Source organism: Bradyrhizobium sp. 164 (assembly GCF_023073715.1).
In the GTDB taxonomy this organism is placed as follows: Bacteria; Pseudomonadota; Alphaproteobacteria; order Rhizobiales; family Xanthobacteraceae; genus Bradyrhizobium.
The window spans coordinates 26,240-52,977 of record NZ_JADPKA010000013.1; the positions used below are offsets into that span (position 1 = coordinate 26,240).

Consider the following 26,738-nt stretch of genomic DNA (forward strand, 5'->3'; position numbering starts at 1 on the left):
CATGCCGGCGTGGACCCGACGAACTACTGGGGGCGGAGTTCGTCCCAACTTCAACCTGTTCACAAAGCTATCGAGCTACGGCGTTCCAGTCGCCATCAATGAGATGAACGGCGCCGAGATCTACGACGCACCCTTCGTCAACACCTCGACGTCTGCCTCGATGTCGGCCTGTAACTCAAACCTAGATGCGATGCTGGCGAAGTTCTCTCAGCATTCGTTCATCGAGTGGATCGATCTCTACGAGCTGATGGACGAGCTGGACAAGACTGGTCCCGAAGGTCGGTTCGGGCTGATGTTCAATCTGTCGACCCCGAAGCCGCTCATGTCGACGATCGGTCATTTCGTTTTCCTGTCGATCACCCTGATCGCTTCAGCAACCTCAATGACCGCAACCGCGCATCCGGCATCGGCCTGTTCAATGCCGGTCGCCAGCTTGGCTGGTCTCATGGGAGCAGCCCTGCTCCACAGATCGATCGGCGATACCCGACCTGTCGGCTTGGAAGCTCGCGGTTCAGAGCGGCACGCTCATTGATCAACGCTCTTTGGCCTGTGAGAGACCAATCCGTCCTTCATCGCGCTCCGCGAATGTCTCCCCAGACTTCGCTTGTTCAGCAAAGGCCACAATGCTTGCTTCCGTTTCGGCGATCTGAGTCTTCATCTGTTCGGGACGCGCGGACCATCCGCCGCCATGCGCCTGATGCGGTCGATTTCTTCGGCTGTCTGAGCCTGCACCTCATCGGATCGAACGTGAGGGGGCGGCAATGCGTAGAGCTTCTCGAACTCATCGCTTTCGCTCTGGAGCACGATCGACGAGTAGTCGGAAAATACGATGAGGGCATCGACCAGCTCGTCGGTCTCGTCTAGGATCAAAACTCACGCACGCGGCGAGCCTTTGGATCATTTTGTGGCGGCCGCTGAAGAGGATTCTGATTCGACATCCAGGCTATGATCCAATGGGGATGACAGAGGCTCAGCTCGCTGTTCCGGAGTCGTTCGAGAAGGCCGTTTGATAAAGCTCCTCAATCTTCGTTCGTCTGGCGTTAATTGGGAGAATTCGTTGTCACGGGCGCGCTTTGAGTCGCCCTTCATTCTGTTGCAAGAATCCGAAGAGATTGTTGAGGGTGCGCTCCGGCATGTCGATCATGTTTTCGACGCCCGCCCGGAATGTATCGAAGCTCCGCAAGAACCGGATTTCCTTCGGAAGATCCTGTTCGATGGTCCTCTGCACGCATTCGTACAGAAACTCCGCGTGCGGCGATTTTGTCTTAGGATGGCGGCTGAAAAACCGGAAAGTGGATGCCGGCGGATTGAATCCGTCGTACCCGGTGCGGCCATTGCCGTCCTCGAATGGATGGATGTAGACGAACTCGAAGGCCAGCACGGCGGCAGCCACGACGGGGTCAAGCTCAATTGACGAGGCCTGGTCGAACGCGATCAATCCGTGGACGAGGGAAGCGATATCTTCGTGATGCGCGCTGATATGGTCCGGAATGGGTCTCTGCGTCTCGTGGTCATGCTCACCGACGAAACCGCCTTCCTTCCGAAAGCCGAGCTTCACGAAACGCTCATCACCGATGACAATGCGGTGCAGCCGCAAGAAACACCGTCTCATCGAGCGGCGTCCATCCTGCTTCGCCGATGACCCTATCCCACCGCTGGATAAGATCCTGCGGCGGCTTCTCGCCTTCGATGACGCAGCTCGATTTTGAATCCTTGAGGAGAAGGGTCAATTGCGCGGGCCCGCCGCAACGCCCTGGCCATGGCGCCTGGCTCGGAACGCCGGCGCGCCCGTCAGGATCCGGCCCGATGGGCCTCGATGTGTTCAGGAGGACTCGGTAAGCGTAGGCATAACCGGGTTCCTTGCCGATCGGCGGCCACCGCGGAGGACCACATGCTGCTGCTCGGCCGCAGGAACGCCATGGAGGGTCGTGACCTTCCTGCTCGAGACGGACATCCCGCACCGCGGCCGCCGGCCTGATGGCCGTCCGAGTGCCGCCGTGACATCGGCGACTATATCGGCCTCATCTTGGAGACGGTCTCGCGAGCCCTGTCTATCAACGACGACAGGGATGCTCTCCCATTCACTGGAAGTCCGCCGCACCTCGTGCGGAAGGCTACCGCTTTACGGCTTAGCCGGGGCCTCTTGCGGCGGCTCGTCGTCGGCAATTGCCCGCCACGCTGCGCCGTCGAAGTCGTCATACTGACCGCTCCGAAGCGACCAGAGGAAGGCGACGAGGCCTGCACCTCCGAGTGCCAGCGCCAGCGGGACTAGGATCACCAGGATTTCCATCACGCAATCTCCCGCGACGCGCTACGCCCCCGCAGCGAATTCAGCATGACCAGGATCGACGAGCCGCTCATCGCGGCTGCTGCGATCAGGGGCGTCACGACGCCGCTGATCGCGATCGGCACCGCCAGGACATTATAAGCGATCGCGAGCCAGAGGTTTTGCAGCATCAGGCGCAGCGCCTTGCGCGCGGAATCGATGGCCGCGACGACCGGCGCCAGCGGCCGGCCGAGGAAGATGAGATCGGCGGTCGCCTGGCTGAGATGCGCGGCCGAGATCGGCGACATCGAGACATGAGCGGCCGCTAGCGACGGCGCATCGTTCATGCCGTCGCCGACCATCAGCACCTTGGCGCCGCGCCGCTTCAATTCCTCGATCCGCGCGATCTTGTCAGCGGGCGTGACGCCGGCGCGCCACTCGGGAACGCCGAGAGAATAGGCCGCCGCCCTCACCGCCGGCTCGCGATCGCCGGAGAGAATTTCGACGCCGATGTTGCGCGCCTTCAGCGCCGCGATCACGGCTTGCGCATCCGGGCGGAGGCCCTGACGCACCGAAAGGATGAATTTTTCGGCCCCCTTGCAGAAAGCCACGCTGGAGGCTTCGGGATCTAGACCGGCACCGTCGCCGACCAAGGCATCGGCGCCGCAGAACGACGGACGGCCGAGACGAATCTCGACGCCGTCGACCGTTGCCCGCACGCCCTGCCCGGCCTCCTCGATTGCACCCACGATCGGCGATTTGGCGACGGCGGCCTGCGCGACCGCGGCGGCCACCGGATGATGGCTCGACAGTGCAAGTCGACCGGCGAGGTCGAACATGTCTGCGGGGATGTCGGCCGCATTCGTCACCTCTAGATCGGGCAGGGTGAGCGTGCCGGTCTTGTCGAAGATGACATGATCGGCTTCGGCCAGCCGCTCGATGGCGTCGCCGGAATTGAGCAGCACGCCGGATTTGAACATGGCGCCGGAAGCGACAGTCTGCACCGTGGGAATCGCAAGGCCGAGCGCGCAGGGACAGGTGATGATCAAGACGGCAACGCCTGTCACGATCGCATCATGCCAGCCCGCGCCTGCGATGATCCAGCCGAGGATGGTGAAGAGCGCAGTTGCATGCACCACCGGCGCGTAGAGCCGCGAGGCGCGGTCGGCGAGCCGCATGTAGCGCGAGCGGGCCTGGAGCGCGTTGTCGAGCAGCCGCGTGATCTCCGCGAGCAGCGTCGCCTCTGAGGCCGCCGAGACCCGCACCCGCAACGTGCCCGAGATGTTCATCGATCCCGCATAGACCGGCGTGCCCTGCTCGGCGGTGACATAGAGCGTCTCGCCGGTGATCAGGCTCTGGTCAATCTCGGAGCGCCCCTCGATCACGGTGCCGTCGACCGCGCAGCGCTCGCCGGGCCGCAACAGCACGATATCGCCGGGATGAATCGCCGCCGCCGGTACCTGCGAAATTTCATCGGGGCCGACGAACTTCGCCGCGGTCTCCGCCTTCAGCGCGGCGAGATTGCCCGCGACCGCGCGGGTCCGCCGCCGCATGTTCTGGTCGAGGAAGCGGCCGACCAAAAGAAACGTGAGCAGCATGATCGCCGCGTCGAAATAGGCGTGCTCGGCGTGGTGGATGGTCTCGACCACGGACATGCCCAGCGCGAGGCACACGCCGATCGAGATCGGCACGTCCATGTTGGTGGTCTTGTGCGACAGCGCGCGCCAGGCCGAACGGAAGAACGGCTGGCCGGCATAGGCTGCCGCCGGCAGCGCGATCAGCGCCGACAGCCAGTGGAAGAAGTCGCGCTGCTCCGGCAACATGTCCGAGACATTGCCGGACCACACCGGGATCGACAGCATCATCACGTTCATGGTGGCGAACGCGGCGACGCCGAGACAGCGCAGCAGGAAGCGCGATTCGGCAACTTCAGTCGCCTCCGCGCTCTCGGTCTCGTAAGGGTAGGCCTTGTAGCCGAGCTCTTCCAGCCGATCGATGAGACGGCTTGGGTCGAGCGTGCCCTGCTTCCATTCCAGCGCGACGCGCCGGTCGGTGAGGTTCACCCGCGCCAGCGTGACGTCGGGAATCGCCGACAGTCCGCGCTCGATCCTGGCCATGCATCCGGCGCAGTGAACGCCGTCGACGGCGAGATCGATGTGCTGGACGCCTTCGCCCGCGGTCCGGACGTAGTGCGAAAAGTCCCGCGTGATCCGCATGGCGAAATCCTTCAGTTCAGAATCACGCGGTTGCGTGACAGGAAGACGCGCGTCCCCCGCGCCTCACCCGCGATCACCAGGTCCCACTGGCCCGGCGCGAGGGACGCGGCATCGCCGCGATAGAGGCCGATGCCCGCCTCGGTGAGCTCGACGGCGAGATCAGCGCGCTTGTCGGTCGGCCGCTCCAGGCGTCCGCCGAACCTCAACCCGCTCACCGGCTGCCCGGCAGCGTCGCGCGCTTCGACCTGGAGCACGGCATTGCCATCGGCGCGCCGCTCGATATGAGCGTTAACCTGCCATTTGCGCGCGGCTTGATCCTGCGCCGCCGAGATCTCGCGGTCATAAGTGAGGCCTGCGGCATAGGGGCTGTCGACGTCGGTGCCGGGCAGCGTCGCGATCGCGAGCTTCATCATGGTGACGTTGACGCCGATCACGACGCCGAAGAAGGCGACCAGCATCAGGAACACCTTGGTCCCGGTGAGCGGCTTGGATGCCATGGGTGTCTCCTGGACTTACGGCGCGACGAAATTGTCGGTGGCGGATGCGGCCTCGCCGAGCCCGATATCGGTGACGTGGAAGCGGACGAGAATCGACTTCTCCGGATTGCTCTGCGCCGGCGCGGTCACGAGCATGCGCAGCTCGCTGGTGGAGTCGCGGGGGATCACGATCATCGGCCGGTCCGGCGTCACGGAGTCGACGCCGATGACGTGAATGGTCGCGTTGACTGGGCCGTTGGCGTCGATGGCGATGACGCGGTCATAGCCGCTCTTGTTCAGCAGCCGGACCGTGTAGGCGTTGCGGATCGAGCCGTCGCTGAGCCTGACCGCGACCGGATTGCGGTCGTGCAGCACGTTGACATCGAGCAGGCTGCGGGTCGCGAGGGTGTAGATCATGATGCCGCCGACGCCCGCGATGATCGCGCTGTAGGCGACCGTGCGGGGCCGGACGATGCGGTAGACCGGCGCCTTGCCTTCCTGGCGGCGATGGATGTTGATGTCGTTGTCGTAGCCGATCAGCCGCTTCGGCCGGCCGATCTTGGCCATCACGTTGTCGCAGGCGTCGATGCAGAGCCCGCACTGGATGCATTCCATCTGCGGTCCGTTGCGGATGTCGATGCCGGTGGGGCAAACCGCGACGCACTGGTAGCAGTCGATGCAATCTCCGACCTGCTCGCCGAGCGCACGCAGCTCGGCGGCCTTCTTGACCGAGGTACGCTTCTCGCCGCAATCGTAGCGGTAGGTGACGTTGAGCGCCCATTCGTCGGTGAGCGCCGCCTGGATCCGCGGCCAGGGGCACATATAGACGCAGACCTGCTCGCGCATGAATCCGGCGAGCACATTGGTCGTCGCGGTGAGGATGCCGATCCAGGCGTAGGCGATCATCGGCGCCTGAAAGGTGACGAGCTCCTTCACCAGCGTCGGCGCGTCGTTGAAGTAGAGCACCCAGGCGCCGCCGGTCCACCAGGCAATCAGGAGCCAGATCGAATGCTTGAGCACGATCTCCAAGATGCGCTCGAGCCTCATCGGATCGGACGATTTGTCCTTCTTCATCCGCTCGCGCCGATCGCCTTGGATCAGGCGCTCGACAGCGTAGAACAGGTCGGTCCAGACCGTCTGCGGACAGAGATAGCCGCACCAGATGCGGCCGCCGACCGAGTTCATCAGGAACAACGCCACCGCGGCGACGATCAACAGGCCCGTGAAGTAGTAGACCTCCTGCGGCCACAGCTCGATGAAGAAGAAGTAGAAGCGGCTGTTGGGCAGATCGATCAGCACCGCCTGGCTGGGGGCGCCGAGACCGCGGTTCCAGCGCACGAAGGGCAGCAAGTAGTAGAAGCCGAGACAGAACGCCATTAGGCCCCATTTGATCCGGCGGAACGTGCCGGAGACGCTCTGGGGATAGACCTTCTTCCGGGCAGCGTAGAGCGGCCCGTAATCGTCGTCCGATGTGAGTTCGTTCGGGTTCACGATCTTGTTCATCGCCTGGTACTTTTTGACAGGTGCGATTAAACCTAGACCCGACGCGGCGCCGTCCATTGATCCAGCGCAAACGGGGGCGTTTTGTTCGCCCCCGTCTTCCGTCAATGGGCTATTTTCCACCGCCCAGCGAGTGGACATAGACCGCCATGGCCTTGATGGTGGCCGGATCGAGCCGCCCCTCCCAGGCCGGCATGACGCCGCCGCGGCCCAGGCTGATGGTTTCGATCAGGCTCGCCTCGTCCGAGCCATAGAGCCAGATCTTGTCGGTGAGATTCGGCGCGCCCATCTCGGGGTTGCCCTTTCCGCCGTCGCCATGGCAGGCGACGCAATTCTCCGCGAAGATCTTTTCGCCCTTCGCCGCGTCGTAGCCCTTGCGGGTCGACAAGCCCGATACCGACCGCACGTAATTGGCGACGGTGACGATCTCGTCGCCCTTCAGCACGCCGTCCTTGCCGAAGGCGAGCATTTGGCCCTCATGCGCCTTGGCGTGACCGGAACGCGCGCCGAACTGGATGGTCTGCATGATCTGGTCGAGCGTGCCGCCCCACAGCCAGTCGTCGTCGTTCAGGTTCGGATAGCCTTTCGCGCCGGCGCCGCCGCTGCCGTGACACGGTGCGCAATTGTCGCCGAACACGGTTTTCCCCTTGGCGCGGGCAAGCGCCAGCAAGGCCGGATCCTTTTCGATGTCGGCGAGTGAGGCCGCGCCGAGCGCCACCATCTTGTCGCCGCGGATCTTCTCGAGATTGGCGAGCTCGACTGCGACGTCGGCGCGGGACGAGAATCCGAACATGCCCGTGGTGTTGCTGGAGATCAGCGGCCAGGCCGGATAGACGAGCCAGTAGCCGATCGCCCAGACGATGGTGAGGTAGAAGGTGACTACCCACCAGCGCGGCAGCGGCGTGTTGAGCTCCTTGATGCCGTCCCACTCGTGCCCGGTCGTGGACCTGCCGGTGACGGAATCGATGTCGCTATGATGATCGGTCATGATCTCTCACTCCTCCCGCAACGGCAGGTGTGCCGCTTCGTCGAAAGCGGGCTTGTTGCGAGGCCAAAATGCGTAGGCGATGATCGCGAGAAAGATCGCGATGAAGACCGGCGTCCAGATCGTGGTCACGAGACCGGACGCAAGATTGTCGAGTGTCAGGATGGCTTTCATCGTTGATGCCTTCTCAGCGAAAATTGGCTTTCTCGTTGTAGATCTTGAAGTCGACCAGCGTGCCGAGCATCTGCAAATATGCGATCAGCGCGTCCATCTCGGTCGGCGTGCCGGTCTTGCCGTCGAAATTGCGCACGACGGCCTTGGCGTAGCGCTTGCTGAAGGCATCGCTGCCGGAATTGTCCGGATCGGCCTGGGCCTTCATATCGGCGCCGGCGCTCGCGATCTGATCGTCGGTGTAGGGCACCCCGACGGTTCTCAGCGTACGCATGTGGTCGGCGATCATGTCGGGATCGACCTCCGTCTGACTGAGGAACGGATAGCCCGGCATCACCGACTGCGGCACGATCGCGCGCGGGTTGGTGAGATGGGTGACGTGCCAGTCGTCGGAATATTTGGCGCCGACGCGGGCAAGATCGGGACCGGTGCGCTTGGAGCCCCACTGGAACGGGTGGTCGAACATGCTCTCGGCGGCGAGCGAGAAGTGGCCGTAGCGCTCGACCTCGTCGCGCAGGGGGCGGATCATCTGCGAGTGGCAGAGATAACAGCCTTCGCGGACGTAGACGTTGCGGCCTGCGAGCTCCAGTGGCGTATAGGGCCTGACACCGTCGACCGCCTCGATCGTGCTCTTGAGGTAGAACAGCGGCGTGATCTCGACGAGACCGCCGATCGCGATCACCAGCAGGATGCCGACGATCAGGATGATCGAGTTCTTTTCGAAGACTTGATGGCGTGTCCAGAACGACATGGAAAACTCCTCATTCCGCCGGCTGAAGAGCGACGGGCCTCTGGACTTCCGCTTCGCCGACGCGAACCGTCATCCAGAGATTGTAGGCCATGATCATCGCGCCGATCAGGAACAGGGCGCCGCCGGCGGCGCGGATGATGTAGAAGGGATGCATCGCCTCGACCGTCTCAATGAAGGAATATTCGAGGAAGCCGAGCGAGGTGTAGGCGCGCCACATCAGACCCTGGAGGATGCCCGACACCCACATCGCCGAGATGTAGAGAACGATGCCGAGGGTTGCGATCCAGAAGTGCCAGTTGACGAGCTTCAGGCTGTAGAGGCCCTTGCGATTCCAGACCCACGGCACCAGGCAGTAGAGCGCGCCGAAGGAGACGAAGCCGACCCAGCCGAGCGCGCCGGAATGCACGTGACCGATGGTCCAGTCGGTGTAGTGGCTGAGCGAGTTGACCACCTTGATCGACATCATCGGGCCTTCGAAGGTCGACATGCCGTAGAAGGCGACGGAGACGACGAGCATGCGCAGCACAGGGTCGGTGCGCAGCTTGTCCCAGGCGCCCGACAGCGTCATAAGGCCGTTGATCATGCCGCCCCAGGAGGGCATCCACAGCATGATCGAGAAGGTCATGCCCAGCGTCTGCGTCCAGTCCGGCAGCGCCGTATAGTGCAGATGATGCGGACCGGCCCAGATATAGAGGAAGATCAGCGCCCAGAAGTGGATGATCGACAGCCGATAGGAATAGATCGGCCGCTCGGCGCGCTTCGGGATGAAGTAGTACATGATGGCGAGGAAGCCGGCGGTCAGGAAGAAGCCGACCGCGTTATGGCCGTACCACCACTGGAACATGGCGTCCTGGATGCCGCCCCAGGCGACGTAGGATTTGGAGCCGAACACCGAGACCGGGAGGGCCGGATTGTTGCCGAGATGCAGGACCGCGATCGTCACGATGAAGGCGAGATAGAACCAGTTTGCGACGAAGATGTGCGGTTCCTTGCGCTTGATGATGGTGGCAAGGAAGACGAGCAGATAGGCTACCCACACAATCGTCAGCCAGAGATCGGCGTACCATTCCGGCTCGGCATATTCCTTCGACTGGGTGACGCCGAGCAGATAGCCGGTGCCGGCGGTCAGGATGAAGAAATTGTAGCCGATCACGACGAACCAGGGCGCGAGGTCGCCGGCCAAGCGCACGCGGCAGCTCTTCTGGACGACGTAGAAGGACGTCGCGATCAGCACGTTGCCGCCGAAGGCGAAGATCACCGCGGAGGTGTGCAGAGGACGCAGACGGCCGAAGCTGGTCCAGGGCAGATCGAAGTTCAGCGCCGGCCAGGCCAGTTGCGAGGCGATGATCAGGCCGACGAGGAAGCCTGCGATGCCCCAGAACATCGCCATGAAGGAGGAAAACTTGATCGGGCCCATGTTGTAGTTGGGGCGGCCGTTGATCTCCGCCGGCGGCAATGCCGCCGGGCGATCGAAGTACCGGTTGATTATGCAGAACACCGCCGCCAGGCTCGCCGCCGCGCTGAGCGCAGCGTGGAAGGCGAAGGGCGCGTCGAGCGCCTTGGCCGAGGCGATCACGCACAAGAAGGCGGTGATTGCGAACACGACAGCCAGGCCGCTTTCACCTGACGTCATGGATTTGGAGAGGGCGGGCTGGCTCATGCGGATTCTCTCTGAAAGAACACGCCGCCAGAAACCACATCCGCCCTCGCGGGGAATTGATTGAAATCAAGCTAGCTGGATTTCCGTTGACGTGAGACCGATGCGGATCAGGGAGTAGTATCAATTGCTTGCGCACGGCACGGCGCACACCGCGAAGCATTGCCTCCGGGAGATCACGGAGCTTGAAATCGCGGGAATCAAGGCAGTTTCGTCAGTACCGCGCCGTCGCCTTGAGCGCCGCGATGACGTCCTCGCGGGCGATGATGCCGACCAGCTTCCTTGCGCCGTCGAGCACGATGATGCTCCTGATGCGATGCTCGACCATGATCTGGAGCACGCGCGTCAGCGTTGTGTCGGGGCTGACATAGATGAACTCGGGCGTCATGACGTCGCCGATCTTGCGGCTCATCAGGTCGGGATAGCGCGGCAGCATCTGGCTCGGCGTGAAGGCGAAACACTTCAGGATGTCGAATTTGGTGACGATGCCGACCACCTGCCCGTCATCCTCGACTGGATAGGAGTTGAAATCGTCGCGCTCGAACATCTCGCTGAGTTCGAGCAGGTCGAGATCGCACTGAGCCGTCCGTACGTTGCGTGTCATGTAGCCGCCGACGGTCTGTTCAAGAGACTTGTACACGGCGCGTCCTCCTGGATTGGTCTGGGTTCGCCGGCCGTCGGTGCGACAGGAACATGCAGCGGGCCGATTGCGTCATCAGATGATGCGTGGCGCCGCCGAGGATCAGCTCGCGGAAGCGCGAATGACCGTAGGCGCCGGCGACGATCAAGCCGGCGCCGATGTTATAGGCGATCTTCTCTAATTGCGCGGCGGCGGTTTGGTTTCTCGCGGCTTCCGGGATGCGCGCGATCGCAGCGAGGCCGTGGCGAGCGAGCCATGTGGCAACGTCCGTGACGCGCCCCATCGCGGCCGAGCCGTCGCCAGCGTATTCCGAAAGCTCGACGATGGTTATGTCCTTCGCGTTGCGCAGCCTCGGCAATGCATCGACAACCGCCCGCCGTGCCTCGGGCGTGTCCTTCCAGACTATGAGCACGCTACGCACATCGAGCCAGTTGACTCCGTCGGTTATCATCAGGAGCGGCCGGCCAGCCTGCATTACCAGATCCTTCAGGCTTGCAAGCGAAAAGGCATCGGAGAAAGCGGGCTATATCCGCCGCTGACGACGATGTCGGCGCACCGCACCTGCGCCAGGACAAACCGCCTGGGAAAATCCAGGGCGCTGCGCCATTCCGAGTGTCCGCCGCGCGCCTTCGTCGCGGCGCGGATTGCGCCTCCAGCTCGGCAAGGCGTTCCTGACGGAAGCCTGCTCCCGATCGATCAGCCTAGGGCCTCGGCGCCATCTGCGAAATAGAGCGGCGGAGCGAACTGCGCCGCGGCAACGCCGACAATGGTCGCCTCGAACCGCTCGGCGAGTTCGCCCGCGACCTGAAGACGTGCCTCGTTGGGCTGATCGAGCGCCAGGCTGACCACCACGGTCGGATATGTCATCGGGAGCCTCCGGGCAGTACGTTGCTGTGGAAATCTAGCCGCGCCGACGCAAGGCAGGATGAGGTAGATCAATTTTCGGCGCCCAGTTGGGAGAAATCCGCCGATCAGACATCCGAACTTGCCTCCGGTCCGGCCTTGGGCGAAATTGCCGCCACGGGACCCCTCCGCGGGAGAATGGGAGCAATAGCTTGTCGCTGAGCCGCGTAACGCATCCGCCAGAGGACGCTCGCGGCGAGCATTTCGGCGTCCGGATCGAAGGCTTTGGCGTCGGCACCTGGGATCTCGATCTCAGGATGCGCGAGCTGGAGTGGTCGGAAACCGCGAGAATGCTGCTCGGCATCGAACGGAATCAACCGGCGAGCTATGAACTCCTTCTCTCGCGCCTCGGTCCCGCGGACCGCGCGCGCCTGGAGAGCGCGATCGAGCATGTCGTCGACCACGGCGGCGGCTTCGACGTATCCTTCAGAGTTGCCAATGCCTCAGGCCTGGGGCGCTGGATTCGCGCCCGGGCAGGTCTCATCCGGGACGACGCCGGTGCCGCCCGCCATCTCAGCGGCATCTTTCTCGACGTCAACGAGGAGAAACAGGTTGAGGAGGCACTGCGCACCCGCGAGACTCACCTCCAGTCGATCCTCCAGACCATTCCCGATGCAATGATCGTCATCGACGGCCACGGCATCATCCAGCTCTTCAGCACGGCGGCCGAGCGCCTGTTCGGCTGGCCCGAGCAGGAGGCCATCGGCCAGAACGTCAGCATCCTGATGCCTGAGCCCGACTGCACCCGCCACGACGGCTACATCGCGCGCTACCGCACCACCGGAGATCCGCATATCATCGGCATCGGGCGTATCGTGACAGGCAAGCGCCGCGACGGAATCACCTTTCCGATGCATCTGGCGATCGGCGAGATGCAGTCGGGCGCCGAGCCTTATTTCACCGGATTCATCCGCGACCTCACCGAGCATCAACAGACCCAGGCGCGGCTCCAGGAATTGCAGTCCGAGCTCGTCCATGTCTCGCGGCTGACCGCGATGGGCGAGATGGCCTCTGCGCTCGCCCACGAGCTCAACCAGCCGCTGGCGGCGATCAGCAATTATATGAAGGGCTCACGACGGCTGCTCGCCGGCAGCAGCGATCCGAACACACGGAAGATCGAAAGCGCGCTGGACCGCGCCGCCGAACAGGCGTTGCGCGCCGGCCAGATCATCCGGCGCTTACGCGACTTCGTGTCTCGCGGCGAGTCCGAGAAGCGGGTCGAGAGCCTGTCCAAGCTGATCGAGGAAGCCGGCGCGCTTGGGCTTGCCGGCGCCCGCGAGCAGAACGTGCAGCTCCGCTTCAATCTCGATCCGGACGCCGATCTCGTCCTCGCCGACCGGGTGCAGATCCAGCAAGTCCTGGTCAATCTGTTTCGCAATGCGCTGGAAGCGATGGCGCAGTCGCCGCGGCGCGAGCTCGTTATTGGCAACAGCCGCATCGCCGATGATGTGATCGAAGTGGAGGTGTCCGACAGCGGGTCCGGCTTCCAGGGCGACGTCATTTCAAACCTGTTTCAAACCTTCTTCACCACCAAGGAGACCGGCATGGGCGTGGGACTGTCCATCAGCCGCTCCATCATCGAGGCTCACGGCGGCCGCATGTGGGCCGAGAGCAACGCATCGGGTGGCGCAACATTCCGCTTCACCCTCCCGGCAGCCGACGAGAACTGATTCATGACAACCAAGGGACATGTCTACGTCATCGACGACGACGAGGCGATGCGGGACTCGCTGAACTTCCTGCTGGATTCCTGCGGCTTCGGCGTCACCCTATTCGACAATGCGCAAGGCTTCCTCGGCGGCCTGCCCGGCCTCGCCTTCGGCTGCGTGGTCTCGGACATCCGCATGCCGGGCGTTGACGGAATCGAGCTTCTCAAGTGCATGAAGGCGCAGCACAGTCCGTTCCCGATCGTGATCATGACCGGTCACGGCGACGTGCCGCTCGCAGTCGAAGCGATGAAGCTTGGTGCGGTCGACTTCCTGGAAAAGCCGTTCGAGGACGACCGCCTCGTCACCATGATCGAGGCCGCGATCCGCCGGGCCGAACCGGTCGCCAAGAACGAGGCTATCGCGCAGGATATGGCCGCCCGTGTGGCCTCGTTGAGCCCGCGCGAGCACCAGATCATGGAGGGGCTGATCGCAGGTCTCTCCAATAAGCTGATCGCCCGCGAATACGACATCAGCCCGCGCACGATCGAGGTCTACCGGGCCAATGTGATGACCAAGATGCAGGCCAACAGCCTCTCGGAACTGGTCCGGCTGGCGATGCGCGCCGGCATGCTGAAGGATTGAGGCAGGTCAAGGCACGTGTGCGGGCCTGTGGTAGCCACGCAGGCATGATCGAGATCGGCTCGCCCCATCAGCGGCCCCCAGGCGCATCGGCAAAGCCCACCGTCTACGTGGTCGACGACGATGCCGCTGTGCTGGGATCCCTGCGCTTCCTGCTGGAAACCGAGGGCTTTGCCGTGCGGACCTTCAGGAGCGCTCCGGCGCTGCTCAATGCGACGACCCCGCCCGGCGCGGACTGCTACGTGATCGACTACAAGATGCCTGACATCAATGGCATCGAGTTGGCCTGGCGGCTGCGCCAATCCGACGCCGACAGGCCCGTGATCCTGATCACCGGCTATCCCGACGGAAATATCTCGGTAAAGGCAGCGGCGGCAGGGATCACGGACGTGATTTTGAAGCCGCTCCTCGATGAAAACCTGGCGAAATGCATCCGCCACGCCATCCAGGACAGGCGCGGCCACTGACCTACGGGATTCTCCGTAGGTAAACCTCCTTAAGATATCGCTCGAAATTTCCGGATCGCGCGATCCCGCGTACCAATGCACCATCACAACGGAGATGGCGCAGATGCTGACCCAGACGCTCAAGACCCAGGCGATTAAGACGCAAACCGGCGGTAAGATCGCTCCCGCGCGTTCCGTTTCCGAACAATTCGGCGCGATCGCCGGACATGCCGGCCTCGTTGCCACCGAGTTCTCTTATCGCAAGGACGAGGAGATCTATGGCGGGGATGAGCCCGCCGAATATGTCTATCAGGTCGTCTCCGGCGCGGTGCGCAGCTACAAGCTGCTCTCCGACGGCCGCCGTCAGATCGGCGCGTTCCATCTTCCCGGTGACGTGTTCGGCCTCGAACCCGGCCAGACGCATCGCCTTGCGGCCGAAGCGATTATCGCTACCAGCGTACGCCTCGTGGAGCGAGCCAGCCTCGAAAGGTCCGCCAGCACCGACGTACAGGTCGCGCGCAAGCTCTGGGTCATGACGGCGGGCGAGCTGCGTCACGCCGAAGATCACATGTTGCTGCTGGGGCGCAAGACGGCGATGGAGCGTGTTGCAACCTTCCTGCTCGAAATGGATCGCCGCCTCGCCGTCGCCGGCATGATGGCACTGCCGATGTGTCGGCGCGATATCGGCGACTATCTCGGCCTCACGCTCGAGACCGTGTCGCGCGCGCTCTCGCAGCTTCACGCAAAGCGCATACTCGGCTTCTCCGGCGCCCGCCAGATCGTACTGCGCAACCGCCAGCGCCTGCACAATCTCGATGCCTGATCGCTTTCACCCGGCCGCGTTTCTCCTCTCCGACTTGGCCCGCCGAACGCATTTTGGTGGGCCTTTCTTGCCGCAATCAAGCCGCGGGCTGCGTTTCCGGCCAAGAGGATCAGAGTTGCCAAAACGTGTGCCAACTGCTCCGGCGGAGTTGAAGCCCAAAACGACCAAACCGGTTCGACCTCTCCCATCAGGTTGTGGCCTAGCAGCCGGCCTGACGTTACGGTGCGCGCAGGCGAATGCGGCGCGGATGTTGACGTCCTCTAGATCATCCTGATTTTCGCGGTACTGGGCCTGCTGGCAGCTCTCGCACCAGTGACGCTGGTCTGGATCTCAGTCCGGGTCCTTCAATGCCGAATCCTGAAGACAACTTTGTCGAGCCCGCCGCAATCTCCCCTATGAGGCCGACTGGACGACAGATGGGACCCTCGGCTTGGACCGACTTTCCGCCGCAAGACGCTACGGGCGTCCGATCAAGTAGCCTTGCATCTCATCAGAGCCCTCCTGGACAAGGAGCGACATTTGGACCTTCGTTTCGATCCCTTCAGCAAGCACCGGCACGCCAAGACCCTGAGCGAGCCGATGACAGCGCGAACGATGGCCAACGATCGCTCGTTCTGTCCAAGCGAGGCAACGGATGCCCGATAGATCTTGATCCGGTCGAGAGGGAAGGCCTCGATGGTAGGACAACGAGGAATACCCGGTCCCGAAGTCGTCCAGCGCGATCAGGATGCCGAGGCTCTTGAGCGATTGCATCGTCTTCTTCGCGCGCAAGACATCCTCGATCAGCACGCCTTCGGTGATCTCGAGCTCGAGGCCGGCCAGCGACAGCCCGCTTTCGCCCAGCGCCTTTCGGACTTGCGCATCGAGGTTCTCCCTGCGGAATTGCGCGGCCGAGACGTTGACGGCGATCCTCAAGAGTCGGTTCCACGACGCGGCCTCACGGCAAGCTTCCATCAGCACCCGGTCGTCAATCTGGGCATCGAACAGCCTCAGAGCGCCGCTCACGCCGCTTAAGCGCGATCAGCCTACCGCCAAAAAGGCCTTGCCCGCTCAGGCATGTCGAGGGGATATCGCATGACAGAACTGTCGGGTGGGACGCGCTTTTTGAAGCCAAGCGACCGGGGCGGAAAGTTCCGGCAGGCGATCGCCCATGGAAACAAAGCCATTACGGATCGGTCCGCCACTTGGGGCTTCTCGGAGAGAGCCGATCCGCTCACCATCCCTCCAAGGTGAACGCGAGCGACCGTTTCGCCCAGAACAAGGCGAGAGGGCCGCTCGGCGGAGCACAACCAGGACACAGAAAGCGAGGCCGTCGGAGGTGGCACCAGGGGGTGGCGCGATGAATATCGCAACCGCCCGGCCAGGTCTTCGGCGGGATAGCGACGCTGTGGCCCTGCCGGCAATCGTCAAAACACCCAGAAGCCCGCAAGGCAACCCCGGTGAACTTACCGAGACAACTGGTCTCCACGAGGTCCTAACTGGTTCTGCACGATATAACCAGTGTTGAATGTCGCTCGCAACCGAGACTAACCTGGAATCTGCACCGGCAGTGCGGAATAACCGTGCACAAAATTGGATTGAACTCGCTCCGGTTCGCCGACCACCTTTACCTCCAGAGATCGCTTCAGCATCTCCTGCCACAGGACTTTCAGCTGCAGCTCTGCAAGATGCCTACCCATGCAACGATGAATCCCAAAGCCAAAAGAGAGATGTTGCCGTACATGTTCTCGATCGATGATGAAGCTGTTGGGGCTAGCAATAGCGTCGTCGTCTCGGTTGCCAGAGATGTACCACATCACAACTTTATCGCCTCGCCTGATTTGCTTGTGCCCTATCGTGAAATCGTCCACAGCGGTCCGGCGCATATGCGCGATAGGCGTTTGGTATCGTATAATCTCGGATACCGCCCCCGGCATTAGCGAAGCATCATCGCGGAGTTTTCGCAGTTGGGACGGATTTTGACTCATGAACAAGACGCCACCCGTAATTGAGTTGCGCGTAGTATCGTTACCTCCAACAATCAGCAGAATGAGGTTGCCCAGGAACTCACATGGCTCCATGTTTCGGGTCGCCGGTGAATGCGCCATCATAGAGATTAGGTCAGCGCGCGGCTCGGATTTTGCCCGTTCGCTCCAAAGCCGTGTGAAATAGTCCAAGCACTCGGACAGCACCGCCTTTCGCTTTTCCCAGCTGTCGATCTGGTGGCCCATTTGTGGACTCAAGGCGGCTACGTCCGACCAGTAGGTCAGCAGCCGTCGATCTTGAAATGGAAAGTCGAACAGCGTGGCCAGCATTTGGGTCGTCTCGATGGAGACTCTATCGACCCAGTTGAAGGTATCATTGCGCGGCAAACCGTCCAAGATCTTCTGAACCCGCGAGCGGATCAAGCCTTCAAGCTTCGCCAGGTTCTCCGATGCCGCGATCGGACTGACAGTCTTACGCTGCTGAGCATGGACAGGAGGACTCATCTTAATAAAACTGGGACTCCAATACTTCTGCGGCGGGTCCACAATTGTGACGCTTCGCTCTGACGAGAATATTGTGTGATTTGAATCCACGGCTACGATGTCGCGGTATTTCGTTATCGACCAATATGGACCGTACGGGCTGTCTTCGCAATAATGGACGGGATCTTCCCTTCTCAGCCGCTCGAAACAAGACCAAACGGTATCATCTTCAAAGCGCTTGGGCTCGCTTACATCAAGGCGGCTCAGCGGGATGTCAGCCTCCTCGCAAGCGTTCTCTGCCGATAAGTCTGTCATGATTGTCTCGCGGACATTGGCGGCAATTTTGAAAGCTCGGCTCATGCGCTATTTGCACTCGCATGGAAGCTCGGTCGAAACACAACGAGCTGGGCCCTACAGTAACAATGTGTGACGCATGTCCATGGCTCGGCTTCGCGAGAGCTCGCACAATCGTCAGAACTCTGAAATTACCTTACGGCCGAAGTTACTTGGGAACTTGGTTCGGCCCCCGTCGATAAAGAATAGTGGAAAGGCGAGCGAAGCTCCCCTATCAAGATTGGGGAGGCGCGCGAACTCGCTTTTGTGGTAGTCAACATCAGGCGCAAGCACTCGCCGCGATGGCACCCAGCGGCACGCCCGGTTGCCACTCGACTACTTATATTGCGCGAGCAGATGGGACCCTAATCACGGTAGGGACTAAGAAGAGAGCGCGGTTTGCCAAGGACACTCGTTTCCTTCACTCGCGATGCGGGCTTTCGTAGAATGAATGAACAGGAGACCAAACCGGCGATCGTGCGCGAGCCGGACGAAGAGTAAACTAACCTGACGTCACAACTGGCACTAAAGTAGCGTCCATGCGCTGGAATAAAAGAGAATTGGCACAGCTGGAAAAGCTCTGGGCCGCGGGACGGAGTGCCGCGCAGATCGCGCGTCATCTCGAGTGCAGTCGCAACGCAGTTTGCGGCAGGCTAGCTCGGTTGGGCCTCACTCGAGGTCACAAGCCACCAACAGCAAAACCCAAGATTAGACCCGCCCCGAAGCGAGGGCCGACGGCGATGGCGGCTGGTCGCGATTGCGTCGGAAAGAAGCTGTCGCAAAAGGCGCTAGATAGCCAGCCTCAGGAAATGAGCAAGCGGCAGCTTTACGCGATGCTAGCTGAGGCAGTCAGGAATACCGCGTAGAACTATCAGGCGCGCCGCGATCTCCCGGGCTATGCGCCGTACTTGGTCCATCCGGACGATTTGCTTGTTGGTTTGCGCGCTTTGTGGCTATGGGACGAACAGTGGCGTCGAGTAGAATGTTCGCGGCGGAGGCTCGATCGTAGGTCAAGTCATCCAATCTCAAGAGGCTGGATGCACTGAATTAGAAGAAGAATGCGTTCTGGTTCTTGAGCCTCGTTTTCGGCTATGCGTCTTCGGGGCCCGACGTCCTGGTTGCGCCGTGTTTGGAAGTTTCTGCACACTCCGTGCCCGACGAGGACGCGAGCTCGGGTGAAGCCGCTTGACCGTGAGCCTGTCCCGATGGAACCTCCGACAGGTACCGCCCCGGCGTCGGTGACAAGCTCAGCCTTGGAGCAACTTCACGGACCGCCGAGCTCTCGACATATTGTCTGACGTCGGTCAAAAATAGACTCCTGCAGTGCCCAGACACGCGAAGACGACCACCACCCACCATAGGTGCCTTGACGATCTGTGCACCCGGTGGCAAGTCTGAAACGGCTGTTCAATTGCATCGATCACTTCTCGCTCGCCTACCCGGCTCATTACTTTTTCCATACCAACTGCGAGAACACACTCACGCCAACAGCCGTGGCGCCGCGCGACACCGACGATCCTCGCATTGGTGAAGTTCGACTATGTACCGGGATGTCCCCGAGGCGGCGCAGGATCCCTGGGTGGATGGGGAATACGCCAGGCAGAAGTCAACTACCAAACCTTGTAAGTTGATGAAGATTGCGAGGCGACGTATCAATTTTGATCGATGAACCTCGCACGAGTCAGGTCGTGGAGCAGTTCGAGCTCTAGCAGCGTCAACAGCCCCGGTGGATGTCTCGTTGGCGAACGTCGGAGATTAGCGAAGCGGAGTTGAATCTGGGGCCCCGCCGTGGCCGTGTTGATTCGAGTATCTCGCCTGCAGCAGTTGTTCTCTGTCTTCGAGAGGAACGGCTTGCTATCCCACACCGCGTTTCGTCAGCAGATCGGCCGTCACGCAAGCTTCCAATTGTCTAGCGACATTCCGGACTACTGTCGGCAAAAAGGAATGCAAAAGACTTCGCTTGCGACCACAAACTTCGTAAACATAGGATAACAATCGTTGCAGACCTCGGTCCTGGAAAAGTATTGCGATGCTCGCCTTCCTTGGTACACCATCTATCCAACTGTAGCCCAGTTCTCCACGGTGGTCGGCGCCGAAGCCTCTGAGAAATGGCTGCAGCGCCTGCCGGTTAATGAGTCCGTGTCGCTCTATTTCCACGTTCCGTTCTGTCGATCGATTTGCTGGTATTGCGGCTTCGCTCGAAGCATCACTCGCCGGGATTCACCCATCCTAGAATATTTGGCGGTTCTTCGTAAGGAGATCGAGTTGGTCGCCGCGCAGGTGCCGCAACGGCTGCCTGTGAGCGACGTGCACTTCGGCGGTGGAACGCCGACCCTCATCGAGCCCGCGCAGTTCGGGGCACTGATGGAACTTCTGCGCCGCCGCTTTGCGGTTTCGAAAACGGCCGCCATCGCTGTTGAGATCGACCCGCGCACGTTCACGCTCGCCACATCCGAAGCGTTAGCGGCTGCCGGCGTGAACCGCGCGAGCCTGGGCGTCCAGAGCTTCGATCCAATTGTTCAAAAGGCCATTAACCGCGTTCAGAGTGAGGCACAAACAGAGCGCGCTGTCGAAATGCTGCGGCAGCATGGAGTAATGCGCATCAACTTCGACCTCATCTACGGTCTGCCAAATCAGACGGTGCAGTCCTGCGTTCAGACCGCGACTACGGCGGTGGCCATGCGACCAGACCGGCTTGCGGTATTTGGCTACGCGCACGTTCCTTCCTTTAAGAAGAATCAGCGCCTGATCGACGAGGCAGCGCTGCCAGACAGCCCTGCCCGTGCAGAACAGGCCGCGGCAATGGCCAATACACTGATTGCTGCGGGCTACCGCCAAATCGGACTTGACCATTTCGCCTTGCCGGACGATGAGCTCGCGCTGGCGCAGAAAGCCGGTCGCCTGCGGCGGAACTCACTGGGTTACTCGGCCGACACCTGCCATAAAGTCATCGGTTTCGGCCCGTCGGCCATCGGCCGAGTTGGCGATGGTTACGTCCAGAATGAAGTTGCAGCGGGTTCTTACAGCGGCCAAATCAAAGCCGGCCGTCTGGCGACGTCAAAGGGCTACTGTCTCAGCCTCGAAGACCGCGTCCGGGCCGCAATCATCGAGCGGCTGATGTGCGATTTCGAGGTCGACGTGCCGGCAATTTGCATTGCTCATGGATTTGACCCGGTCCCGTTCCTCGGTTCACCCGAACGCTTGGCAATGCTCGCCGAGGATGGGATCGTGGAGGTGGACAAGGGATTCATCCGCGTGAGGCAGGAGCATCGTTTTCTAACTCGCGCTGTGGCCGCCGCATTCGATGCTTATCTCGGCGCGCCGCTCTGTTAAGGCCAGCCAAGGAGCGCTGATCGTATGAATGCATTACCTTCCGTTACGCGCCCAGAAGCCCGGGTAACGAGTTTCGCTCACCTGGTGCACTCACGTACAGCGCCAAATTCGTAAAGGACGCCGTGCGCAGCTGTGCGACGAGAGCCGGCCCGGCCCTAGCCGCGAAGTCAGCTAGGCGAGTTGCTGCCGGGAATTGGACGCCCCCGACTGCAACGCAGTCCGCTCAAGCGGCGTGACCGACAAAGTTCATCACATCACCACCATTGCCCGTGTGGCCGCGGACCTCGACCAGGACGACGACTGGCTGCGGGACGTCGCCAACAAAATGGCGATCGCTTCATTTGGGTCTACCGCGTCGGAGAAGATGAGATGTAGGCGTTCAGCGACTTCGGTATCGAAAACCTGATCGAGCTCGTCCGGATGTACGAGGATGTTTCGACCTCCTCAAGCGCTGGCAGCCCGGGATACCGCAATCAGCCTGCGGTCTACGCTGGATACGAACTCCCAGCAAAGAGGAGCGCTTCGTGGTGATGCACGACGGATCCTATTGATGTGCATGGTCGCCGCTCGACCGGAATCGCTACGGATCGCTGCGTGCAATCCAGAGCAGCAGCTGGTCGACGCGATGAGCTAGACCAAAGAGCACAAAAGGACCGGCGCCGGCGCGACACGGCGCCAACGATAATCGAGCACCACAGTTAGAACCGGATCCCGCGGGATCGAAACAAGTTTCCCGTAAGAGCCTCGCGCAACCGCAATCGAAGCGACCTTCCCGAATGGCACCCCTCGATGCTGCCATACCGGAGTTCGTCCCTGACGCCGGGACGGTCTCGCGCCGAGCGGCACGACAGATTCGCACAGCGAGGCCGACGTCCCGCGCCCGGTCAACCTACCAAACCTAGCAATTGATGGAGATGACGGACACATGCCAGTCAGTGCCGGTGAAACTCGCTCGGGCCACATCAAGGACGAAGTCGCGATGCGATATAGATCCGGTAACTCCAATCGAGCTGATGGATGTTCTGTCTGGTCCCGCAGCTATCAAAACGCCTCCAATCGCGCTCTCCATCTTCCCATGAGAGCCAATCAAGGCCTCGTGCCGGCCTCAGCGAGCTTACGGGCGTCAAAAGATGTTAGCCCCTTCTGCCCGCCTGTGCTTCATCCCATGGACCGAGCTGCGGGCGTTTCTAGGGTCCGGCGTGTTCTTATGCGAGCTCAGCTAGCGCGGCTCTCTGTTGAAGAACATCCTCGTGGCAGCGGATTTGTCGCGAGAATCCCTGGGCTCCGGCGCTGGCCGCCAATCTCTTGCCAGCGAACGTCACATCGAGCAGGCCACACCCCGTCTCGACACGGTGCAGCAGATGCTTGCACTCGATTAGCGATCGAGCGGCTGGGTTGCGTCGCGCTGGGTACCACCACGTTGGCCAAGCTGCGCCAGCAGTGGTGATAGCGCGGAAGGCTGAGCGGGTCTCGTTGGCATAGAGATGCCGCCTGGCCTCAAGCGTCACCTAGTCCGCCTTGAGCACTAGGATCCCGAACCGGTCTAGACCGTCAGATGGACGTGCACCTTATTCAAATCGACGGACGTGGAAATCACGATGCATTGTTGCGGTATAGCGCCAGTATCCATGCGGACATACTCGGCTGGCGAAGTTGCTTTCATCTCTCGACCAAGTGCGAAGTCAAGAGGGCGTATTCTCCTTTCCCTGATAGCTAGTCTCGCCTGCAGTTCGGCGGAGGCAGAACCTGGTGATATCTCTGGCCCTAGAAGTCACAGCCCCGATGAGCTCGCCGAAGCAAGAAGCCAAACAATCTCGAATCCGGCTGTAACCTTCCGAAGCGGCCGGCCCAAAGGAGCAGCGCGCCTTTCTGGGAACTCGCTGCCAAAAGCAGCTAGGTCTACCACAACGCGCGACAGTGCGGAGGTCACCGCCAAGAGCAGAAGTCAAAAGCAGATTGACCCATTCGCAAAATTCGAGAAGCTCCGCGAAAAAGGTGCGGCGTTCACTGGGCCTGGTCCTGCGGACACCATAGATCAGGATACAGCTTCTGTCAGATCCGAGCTTTCGGATCTCGGGATTGGATTCGCCGGCTGGACCCTAAACACGTTCGTCAACAATCAACTCGGTAATGCCGCCAGAAGCACCATCGCCAATCAACAATATGTCGGCCAGAATCCGACATTTAGTACGGTCAACTCTATGATCGTGACCTATGACCTCGCTCGGTTTGGAATTCCCGACGGTCAGATCGTCGTGGGAGCCGAGCATCAATATTGGACATGGAAGAGCGCCGGGCCAGACCGACTGGGAATTAATGCAGTTTCCTACTATCAAACGTTCTTCGAAAGGAAGATCGAACTCAAAGTGGGTTACCTCAGGAACCAACATGAGTTTGCGGGTGCCGGAGAAAAAGTTTTTGGACCCTCGTCGAAGATGCTGTTCCAAGCAGGCATGAGCAACAATTGGGCGCCAACGCCGGCTTTTAATCTGAAGTACAATTTTGACGATCGCTTATATAACAAGCTCTCAATCCAGCGCTCGCTTAGTCCAGCCGGTCAATATACGCATGTAAGCGAAAATCCCACTGGCTTGAACTGGAGCACGCGCGACGCGGGCATTCTTTTACTTGATGAAGTTTGCTATAAGAACAAGCCTGCTCCCGGGGTACCCGAGACTTGGCTGCGGGCTGGCGCGGGCTTTAACAACAGCAGCTACACGGACCTACAGCATCCGACGCAACCGACAGCCAAGGCGAACAGCGTCTACTATGTAGCTGCGGATAGGCAATTCTGGCAGTCTGCCGTCCATGGCTCGGCATCTCGCGGAATCTATGGCGGGTTCTCTGCGATGTACGCTCCGCCTGACCTAAATAGGGCTAGTCAGTACTACGAGCTTCGCCTGTATGCGAAGGGCCTGTTTGACAGCCGGCCCACTGATCAGATGAGTCTTGTTGTCAACAACACCATCTGGAGCCATTTCGCGGTGGACGCTGCATTGGCGAAAGAGCAGCTGGCGCACCGGGACAGCACAGCAATTTCGGGACTGTATACGGCGCATCTGGCGCCCGGGATATATACAACCGTAGGACTGACGTACATCAATCACCCGACAAGCATTACCTACACGCCGCAAACAGGACACGCCCTGAATATATTGGTATCTACGTCGGTATTCTTCTAGGCTCTCAGGACTGCGCGGACCGTCATGTAGTCGATATCCCCACTCGCCCTTTTCAACGGTGTGGGCCACCCATCACGGCGATTTTGGTATCCGCTGTGCTCCTGACGCGAAGCCGGGTACCCCGTAAAATTGAGCCGTGATATCCAACGTAGCATGCTGTTGGGAATGGTAGGTTAGAGCCTGCTGCTTCGGTCTACGAGCGATAGGCCGACATCGTACTTGCGCAAGAGCTATACCCTCCGGCCGCGGAATGATCTTCGATGCTCATTTGTTCAATTGAGTGCTGAGCTTGCGGCAGCGACATTGCTTTTGGATGATTGCTGGTGCAGTTCGTCAGACTCGCGTCCGAGCTCGTACTCTGCCATGACAAGCCGAAATCGTGCCCTCGGAGCTTAGTTCACGCCGAAGAGGTGTGGTAAGCGGAACCGCGACACAGGTGCCAAAGCTACCCAACTACGGCAATCGCTATATCTGTCCGACGGTCGTGGCGCTGGCCGAAAGGCGATGCGCGAGGTCGGCGGACACGTGCCCCCCTTCGGCGGCAAATCGACCGGACGCGGCCGGATGACGTGCGCCACTCGAATGCTGACTCATTTTCGCCGGTCGAGACGAGCTTTAGCATCTTACTCCAGCAAGGAGGTCGCCTCCCGAGTCTGCGGCGCGTTAGCCCTCCCATCCAATTGCGCGTGGCGTTCTGCTGGGTTCCTTCTCTTCTCAAACATCTATTCGCGCGAACATGCGATAAGAGCAGTGCATTATCGGTGAATTTGCCGAGCCTTGCTAGGCAACCTTCGTGGACGGGTGCTTCGTCGTCTTGAGGCGCGTTACACTGCATCGACCGTCGACGCTGACGGGCGCGTCACCATCGATTGTGGCACGATGAACGACGCGATGCTGGTCACCGTAATCGTTGACCGCATAATGCTGCGTTGCGCGGTTATCCCAGATCGCGACATCGCCTTCTTTCCAGCTCCAACGTACGGTGTTTTCGGGTGCCGTGATATGAGACTGGAATAGATCAAACAGCTTCTGACCGTCGCGTTTTGGGATATCAATAAACCTTTGCACCAGATCGCCGAGCACCAGCGCGCGCTCGCTGGTCTCGGGATGTACACGGACCACCGGGTGCTCCGTCTCATAGATCGTTTTGGTAAAGACCTCATCAAAATGCTTCTGGTCGATTTCGCGAACACGGCAGGTCCCGGCGTAGTCGAAGGCGTTGCTGTGAACGGTCCAGAGTTCGTCGGCAAGCCGTTGGAGCGGCCGCGGAAGATCCAGATAGGCGGCCACAGCGTTTGACCAAATCGTATCGCCACCGGACGATGGGACCACAATGGCTCGCAGCACCGCAAGTCTAGGATACGCCGCGAGAAAGGTTCCATCGGCGTGCCATACATCAGCCCGGCTACCTCCGCGCGCGGAATCAAGCTCGATGATCGAGGTCGTTCCATTGATCGTACCGAGTGTCGGATGCGGCACCAGCCTTCCCAAACAAGCAGCAAAGCGCTCCTGCTCCGCGTCATCAAGATGCCCCTGATCACGGAAGAAGATCACCTTGTGTTCGAGCAGCAAGCTGTTGATCCCAGCGATAGTTTGGCTCGGTAAATCACCCGAGAGCGTGATATTTCTGATTTCAACACCGATGCGCGGTGCGCGCTTGACGACGTCGGTCAGTGGAATGACACTCTCGGTCGAAGCCGTTTGTTTCATTGCGAATTTTTCCAAGCTTTGCAGATTCTTCAAGCGGACAAGGGCGCGTGTGACTCGGTTTCGAAGGCGAGCCTCGCGCTACGGGTACTCTCGAGCAAGCACCATGCCAGTCGGAAAACGGAGCTGTGAACGTCCGTCAGGTACAGGATCGGATTCGAGTCAAACAGTTTGCCAGGAACTCGATGCCACCTCCACCCTCTTGCCAACGCCACCCGGGTTGGCGGCGAAAGGCATAGGGCACATAATCGACAAGAAATGTACCGCTCGGCACCCGAAGAGAAAGGCCATACGGTCCTCGTGCAACGTCGGGCAGCCAGCTGTGCGTGCTGTTCTCGTCCAGTATGCGCCCTCCGCTCAACAGTTTGCGGAAGTCGGCCAGTCTCGAGCCGCCTCTGCGAACGGGCCGTCACCGGCTCTCAAGGTGTCCGGGACCTGCCCTGGCCGTGATCACTGCCGAAACATCATCGGCTGGAAATGGAAGAGGAATAGATGACCTTGGAAGAGCTCCAAACGATGAACTACGGCTGAGGCGAAAGCCATTGATCCGCGGCACTGGGATCGCGATGTTCTCGATGCACAGACGTCCGAGCACGGCGAGGCAGATGTTCTGC

23 protein-coding genes and 2 pseudogenes are annotated in these 26,738 nt (G+C 60.9%); 10 read left to right on the plus strand and 15 right to left on the minus strand.

Annotated features, from left to right (window positions below; translation table 11 throughout):
• Position 1 precedes the first annotated feature (1 nt).
• Positions 2–532, plus strand: a complete 531-nt coding sequence (locus IVB01_RS04585; protein ID WP_247494264.1) for a hypothetical protein — start codon at positions 2–4, stop codon at positions 530–532.
• Between the two features lie 122 nt (positions 533–654).
• Here IVB01_RS04585 and IVB01_RS04590 read toward each other — a convergent pair whose 3' ends face one another.
• Together IVB01_RS04590 and IVB01_RS04595 are read right to left on the minus strand one after the other, a co-directional pair.
• On the minus strand, positions 655–870 hold the full coding sequence (locus IVB01_RS04590; RefSeq protein ID WP_247333116.1) for a hypothetical protein: 216 nt from the start codon (positions 868–870) through the stop codon (positions 655–657).
• A gap of 190 nt (positions 871–1,060) precedes the next feature.
• Positions 1,061–1,597 carry a Fic family protein gene (locus IVB01_RS04595; protein ID WP_247333117.1) on the minus strand — a complete coding sequence of 179 codons (537 nt, stop codon included), beginning with the start codon at positions 1,595–1,597 and terminating at the stop codon, positions 1,061–1,063.
• A 282-nt stretch (positions 1,598–1,879) separates the two neighbouring features.
• Here IVB01_RS04595 and fixK point away from each other — a divergent pair.
• A pseudogene (gene fixK / locus IVB01_RS04600) lies at positions 1,880–2,053 on the plus strand (nitrogen fixation protein FixK); the annotation flags it as partial.
• A gap of 69 nt (positions 2,054–2,122) precedes the next feature.
• On the opposite strand, the gene ccoS reads toward fixK, so the two are convergent.
• From ccoS to IVB01_RS04650, 10 genes and pseudogenes are all read right to left on the minus strand, one after another.
• On the minus strand, positions 2,123–2,290 hold the full coding sequence (gene ccoS / locus IVB01_RS04605) for a cbb3-type cytochrome oxidase assembly protein CcoS (RefSeq protein ID WP_247279006.1): 168 nt from the start codon (positions 2,288–2,290) through the stop codon (positions 2,123–2,125).
• On the minus strand, positions 2,290–4,482 hold the full coding sequence (locus IVB01_RS04610; protein ID WP_247333118.1) for a cation-translocating P-type ATPase: 2,193 nt from the start codon (positions 4,480–4,482) through the stop codon (positions 2,290–2,292). The genes ccoS and IVB01_RS04610 overlap by 1 nt, the downstream gene beginning before the upstream one ends.
• An 11-nt stretch (positions 4,483–4,493) precedes the next feature.
• The gene (locus IVB01_RS04615) at positions 4,494–4,979 is read right to left on the minus strand and encodes a FixH family protein (RefSeq protein ID WP_247278979.1); all 486 of its coding nucleotides are present in this window, start codon (positions 4,977–4,979) and stop codon (positions 4,494–4,496) included.
• A gap of 15 nt (positions 4,980–4,994) precedes the next feature.
• The gene (gene ccoG / locus IVB01_RS04620; protein WP_247333119.1) at positions 4,995–6,461 is read right to left on the minus strand and encodes a cytochrome c oxidase accessory protein CcoG; all 1,467 of its coding nucleotides are present in this window, start codon (positions 6,459–6,461) and stop codon (positions 4,995–4,997) included.
• Between the two features lie 109 nt (positions 6,462–6,570).
• Positions 6,571–7,446 carry a cytochrome-c oxidase, cbb3-type subunit III gene (gene ccoP / locus IVB01_RS04625; protein WP_247333122.1) on the minus strand — a complete coding sequence of 292 codons (876 nt, stop codon included), beginning with the start codon at positions 7,444–7,446 and terminating at the stop codon, positions 6,571–6,573.
• 6 nt (positions 7,447–7,452) lie between these two features.
• The gene (locus tag IVB01_RS04630) at positions 7,453–7,617 is read right to left on the minus strand and encodes a cbb3-type cytochrome c oxidase subunit 3 (protein WP_247278982.1); all 165 of its coding nucleotides are present in this window, start codon (positions 7,615–7,617) and stop codon (positions 7,453–7,455) included.
• A gap of 13 nt (positions 7,618–7,630) precedes the next feature.
• Entirely contained in the window at positions 7,631–8,365 is a 735-nt protein-coding gene (gene ccoO, locus IVB01_RS04635; protein WP_247333124.1) for a cytochrome-c oxidase, cbb3-type subunit II, read from the minus strand.
• Between the two features lie 10 nt (positions 8,366–8,375).
• On the minus strand, positions 8,376–10,025 hold the full coding sequence (gene ccoN, locus IVB01_RS04640; protein ID WP_247333127.1) for a cytochrome-c oxidase, cbb3-type subunit I: 1,650 nt from the start codon (positions 10,023–10,025) through the stop codon (positions 8,376–8,378).
• Between the two features lie 211 nt (positions 10,026–10,236).
• A complete protein-coding gene (locus IVB01_RS04645) occupies positions 10,237–10,662 on the minus strand; it encodes a CBS domain-containing protein (RefSeq protein WP_247302481.1) in 426 nt (141 codons plus the stop codon).
• Positions 10,646–11,529: pseudogene (locus IVB01_RS04650) on the minus strand (universal stress protein). Before IVB01_RS04650 ends, IVB01_RS04645 begins: the two are co-directional and overlap by 17 nt.
• Before the next feature lie 188 nt (positions 11,530–11,717).
• On the opposite strand from IVB01_RS04650, the gene fixL reads away from it, so the two are divergent.
• The 4 genes from fixL to IVB01_RS04670 all read left to right on the plus strand — a co-directional run bounded on the left by fixL (position 11,718) and on the right by IVB01_RS04670 (position 15,122).
• A complete protein-coding gene (gene fixL / locus IVB01_RS04655; RefSeq protein ID WP_247333129.1) occupies positions 11,718–13,235 on the plus strand; it encodes a sensor protein FixL in 1,518 nt (505 codons plus the stop codon).
• A gap of 3 nt (positions 13,236–13,238) precedes the next feature.
• The gene (gene fixJ, locus IVB01_RS04660; protein WP_247333131.1) at positions 13,239–13,856 is read left to right on the plus strand and encodes a response regulator FixJ; all 618 of its coding nucleotides are present in this window, start codon (positions 13,239–13,241) and stop codon (positions 13,854–13,856) included.
• Positions 13,857–13,900: 44 nt separating this feature from the next.
• The gene (locus tag IVB01_RS04665) at positions 13,901–14,320 is read left to right on the plus strand and encodes a response regulator (RefSeq protein WP_247278990.1); all 420 of its coding nucleotides are present in this window, start codon (positions 13,901–13,903) and stop codon (positions 14,318–14,320) included.
• 103 nt (positions 14,321–14,423) lie between these two features.
• The gene (locus IVB01_RS04670) at positions 14,424–15,122 is read left to right on the plus strand and encodes a helix-turn-helix domain-containing protein (protein ID WP_247333133.1); all 699 of its coding nucleotides are present in this window, start codon (positions 14,424–14,426) and stop codon (positions 15,120–15,122) included.
• 456 nt (positions 15,123–15,578) lie between these two features.
• On the opposite strand, the gene IVB01_RS04675 is transcribed toward IVB01_RS04670, so the two are convergent.
• Together IVB01_RS04675 and IVB01_RS04680 are read right to left on the minus strand one after the other, a co-directional pair.
• Entirely contained in the window at positions 15,579–16,127 is a 549-nt protein-coding gene (locus tag IVB01_RS04675) for an EAL domain-containing protein (protein ID WP_346658342.1), read from the minus strand.
• 521 nt (positions 16,128–16,648) lie between these two features.
• Entirely contained in the window at positions 16,649–17,884 is a 1,236-nt protein-coding gene (locus tag IVB01_RS04680) for a cytochrome P450 (protein WP_247333276.1), read from the minus strand.
• A gap of 557 nt (positions 17,885–18,441) precedes the next feature.
• Here IVB01_RS04680 and IVB01_RS04685 point away from each other — a divergent pair.
• The 4 genes from IVB01_RS04685 to IVB01_RS04700 all read left to right on the plus strand — a co-directional run bounded on the left by IVB01_RS04685 (position 18,442) and on the right by IVB01_RS04700 (position 24,417).
• A complete protein-coding gene (locus tag IVB01_RS04685; RefSeq protein WP_247333135.1) occupies positions 18,442–18,768 on the plus strand; it encodes a GcrA family cell cycle regulator in 327 nt (108 codons plus the stop codon).
• A 1,132-nt stretch (positions 18,769–19,900) separates the two neighbouring features.
• On the plus strand, positions 19,901–21,235 hold the full coding sequence (gene hemN / locus IVB01_RS04690; protein ID WP_247333137.1) for an oxygen-independent coproporphyrinogen III oxidase: 1,335 nt from the start codon (positions 19,901–19,903) through the stop codon (positions 21,233–21,235).
• 1,235 nt (positions 21,236–22,470) lie between these two features.
• Positions 22,471–22,614 carry a hypothetical protein gene (locus IVB01_RS04695; RefSeq protein ID WP_247333138.1) on the plus strand — a complete coding sequence of 48 codons (144 nt, stop codon included), beginning with the start codon at positions 22,471–22,473 and terminating at the stop codon, positions 22,612–22,614.
• Between the two features lie 249 nt (positions 22,615–22,863).
• On the plus strand, positions 22,864–24,417 hold the full coding sequence (locus tag IVB01_RS04700) for a carbohydrate porin (protein WP_247333139.1): 1,554 nt from the start codon (positions 22,864–22,866) through the stop codon (positions 24,415–24,417).
• Between the two features lie 780 nt (positions 24,418–25,197).
• Here IVB01_RS04700 and IVB01_RS04705 read toward each other — a convergent pair.
• On the minus strand, positions 25,198–26,127 hold the full coding sequence (locus IVB01_RS04705; RefSeq protein ID WP_247333277.1) for a TauD/TfdA family dioxygenase: 930 nt from the start codon (positions 26,125–26,127) through the stop codon (positions 25,198–25,200).
• Positions 26,128–26,738: the final 611 nt, after the last annotated feature.

Coding starts and splice junctions, on each gene's coding strand:
- IVB01_RS04585 (WP_247494264.1), top strand. CDS start 2: ATGCCGGCGTGGACCCGACGAACTACTGGGGGCGGAGTTCGTCCCAAC.
- ccoS (WP_247279006.1), bottom strand. CDS start 2,290: ATGGAAATCCTGGTGATCCTAGTCCCGCTGGCGCTGGCACTCGGAGGT.
- IVB01_RS04610 (WP_247333118.1), bottom strand. CDS start 4,482: ATGCGGATCACGCGGGACTTTTCGCACTACGTCCGGACCGCGGGCGAA.
- IVB01_RS04615 (WP_247278979.1), bottom strand. CDS start 4,979: ATGGCATCCAAGCCGCTCACCGGGACCAAGGTGTTCCTGATGCTGGTC.
- ccoG (WP_247333119.1), bottom strand. CDS start 6,461: ATGAACAAGATCGTGAACCCGAACGAACTCACATCGGACGACGATTAC.
- ccoP (WP_247333122.1), bottom strand. CDS start 7,446: ATGACCGATCATCATAGCGACATCGATTCCGTCACCGGCAGGTCCACG.
- IVB01_RS04630 (WP_247278982.1), bottom strand. CDS start 7,617: ATGAAAGCCATCCTGACACTCGACAATCTTGCGTCCGGTCTCGTGACC.
- ccoO (WP_247333124.1), bottom strand. CDS start 8,365: ATGTCGTTCTGGACACGCCATCAAGTCTTCGAAAAGAACTCGATCATC.
- ccoN (WP_247333127.1), bottom strand. CDS start 10,025: ATGAGCCAGCCCGCCCTCTCCAAATCCATGACGTCAGGTGAAAGCGGC.
- fixJ (WP_247333131.1), top strand. CDS start 13,239: ATGACAACCAAGGGACATGTCTACGTCATCGACGACGACGAGGCGATG.
- IVB01_RS04665 (WP_247278990.1), top strand. CDS start 13,901: ATGATCGAGATCGGCTCGCCCCATCAGCGGCCCCCAGGCGCATCGGCA.
- IVB01_RS04670 (WP_247333133.1), top strand. CDS start 14,424: ATGCTGACCCAGACGCTCAAGACCCAGGCGATTAAGACGCAAACCGGC.
- IVB01_RS04680 (WP_247333276.1), bottom strand. CDS start 17,884: ATGACAGACTTATCGGCAGAGAACGCTTGCGAGGAGGCTGACATCCCG.
- IVB01_RS04685 (WP_247333135.1), top strand. CDS start 18,442: ATGCGCTGGAATAAAAGAGAATTGGCACAGCTGGAAAAGCTCTGGGCC.
- IVB01_RS04700 (WP_247333139.1), top strand. CDS start 22,864: ATGCGGACATACTCGGCTGGCGAAGTTGCTTTCATCTCTCGACCAAGT.
- IVB01_RS04705 (WP_247333277.1), bottom strand. CDS start 26,127: ATGAAACAAACGGCTTCGACCGAGAGTGTCATTCCACTGACCGACGTC.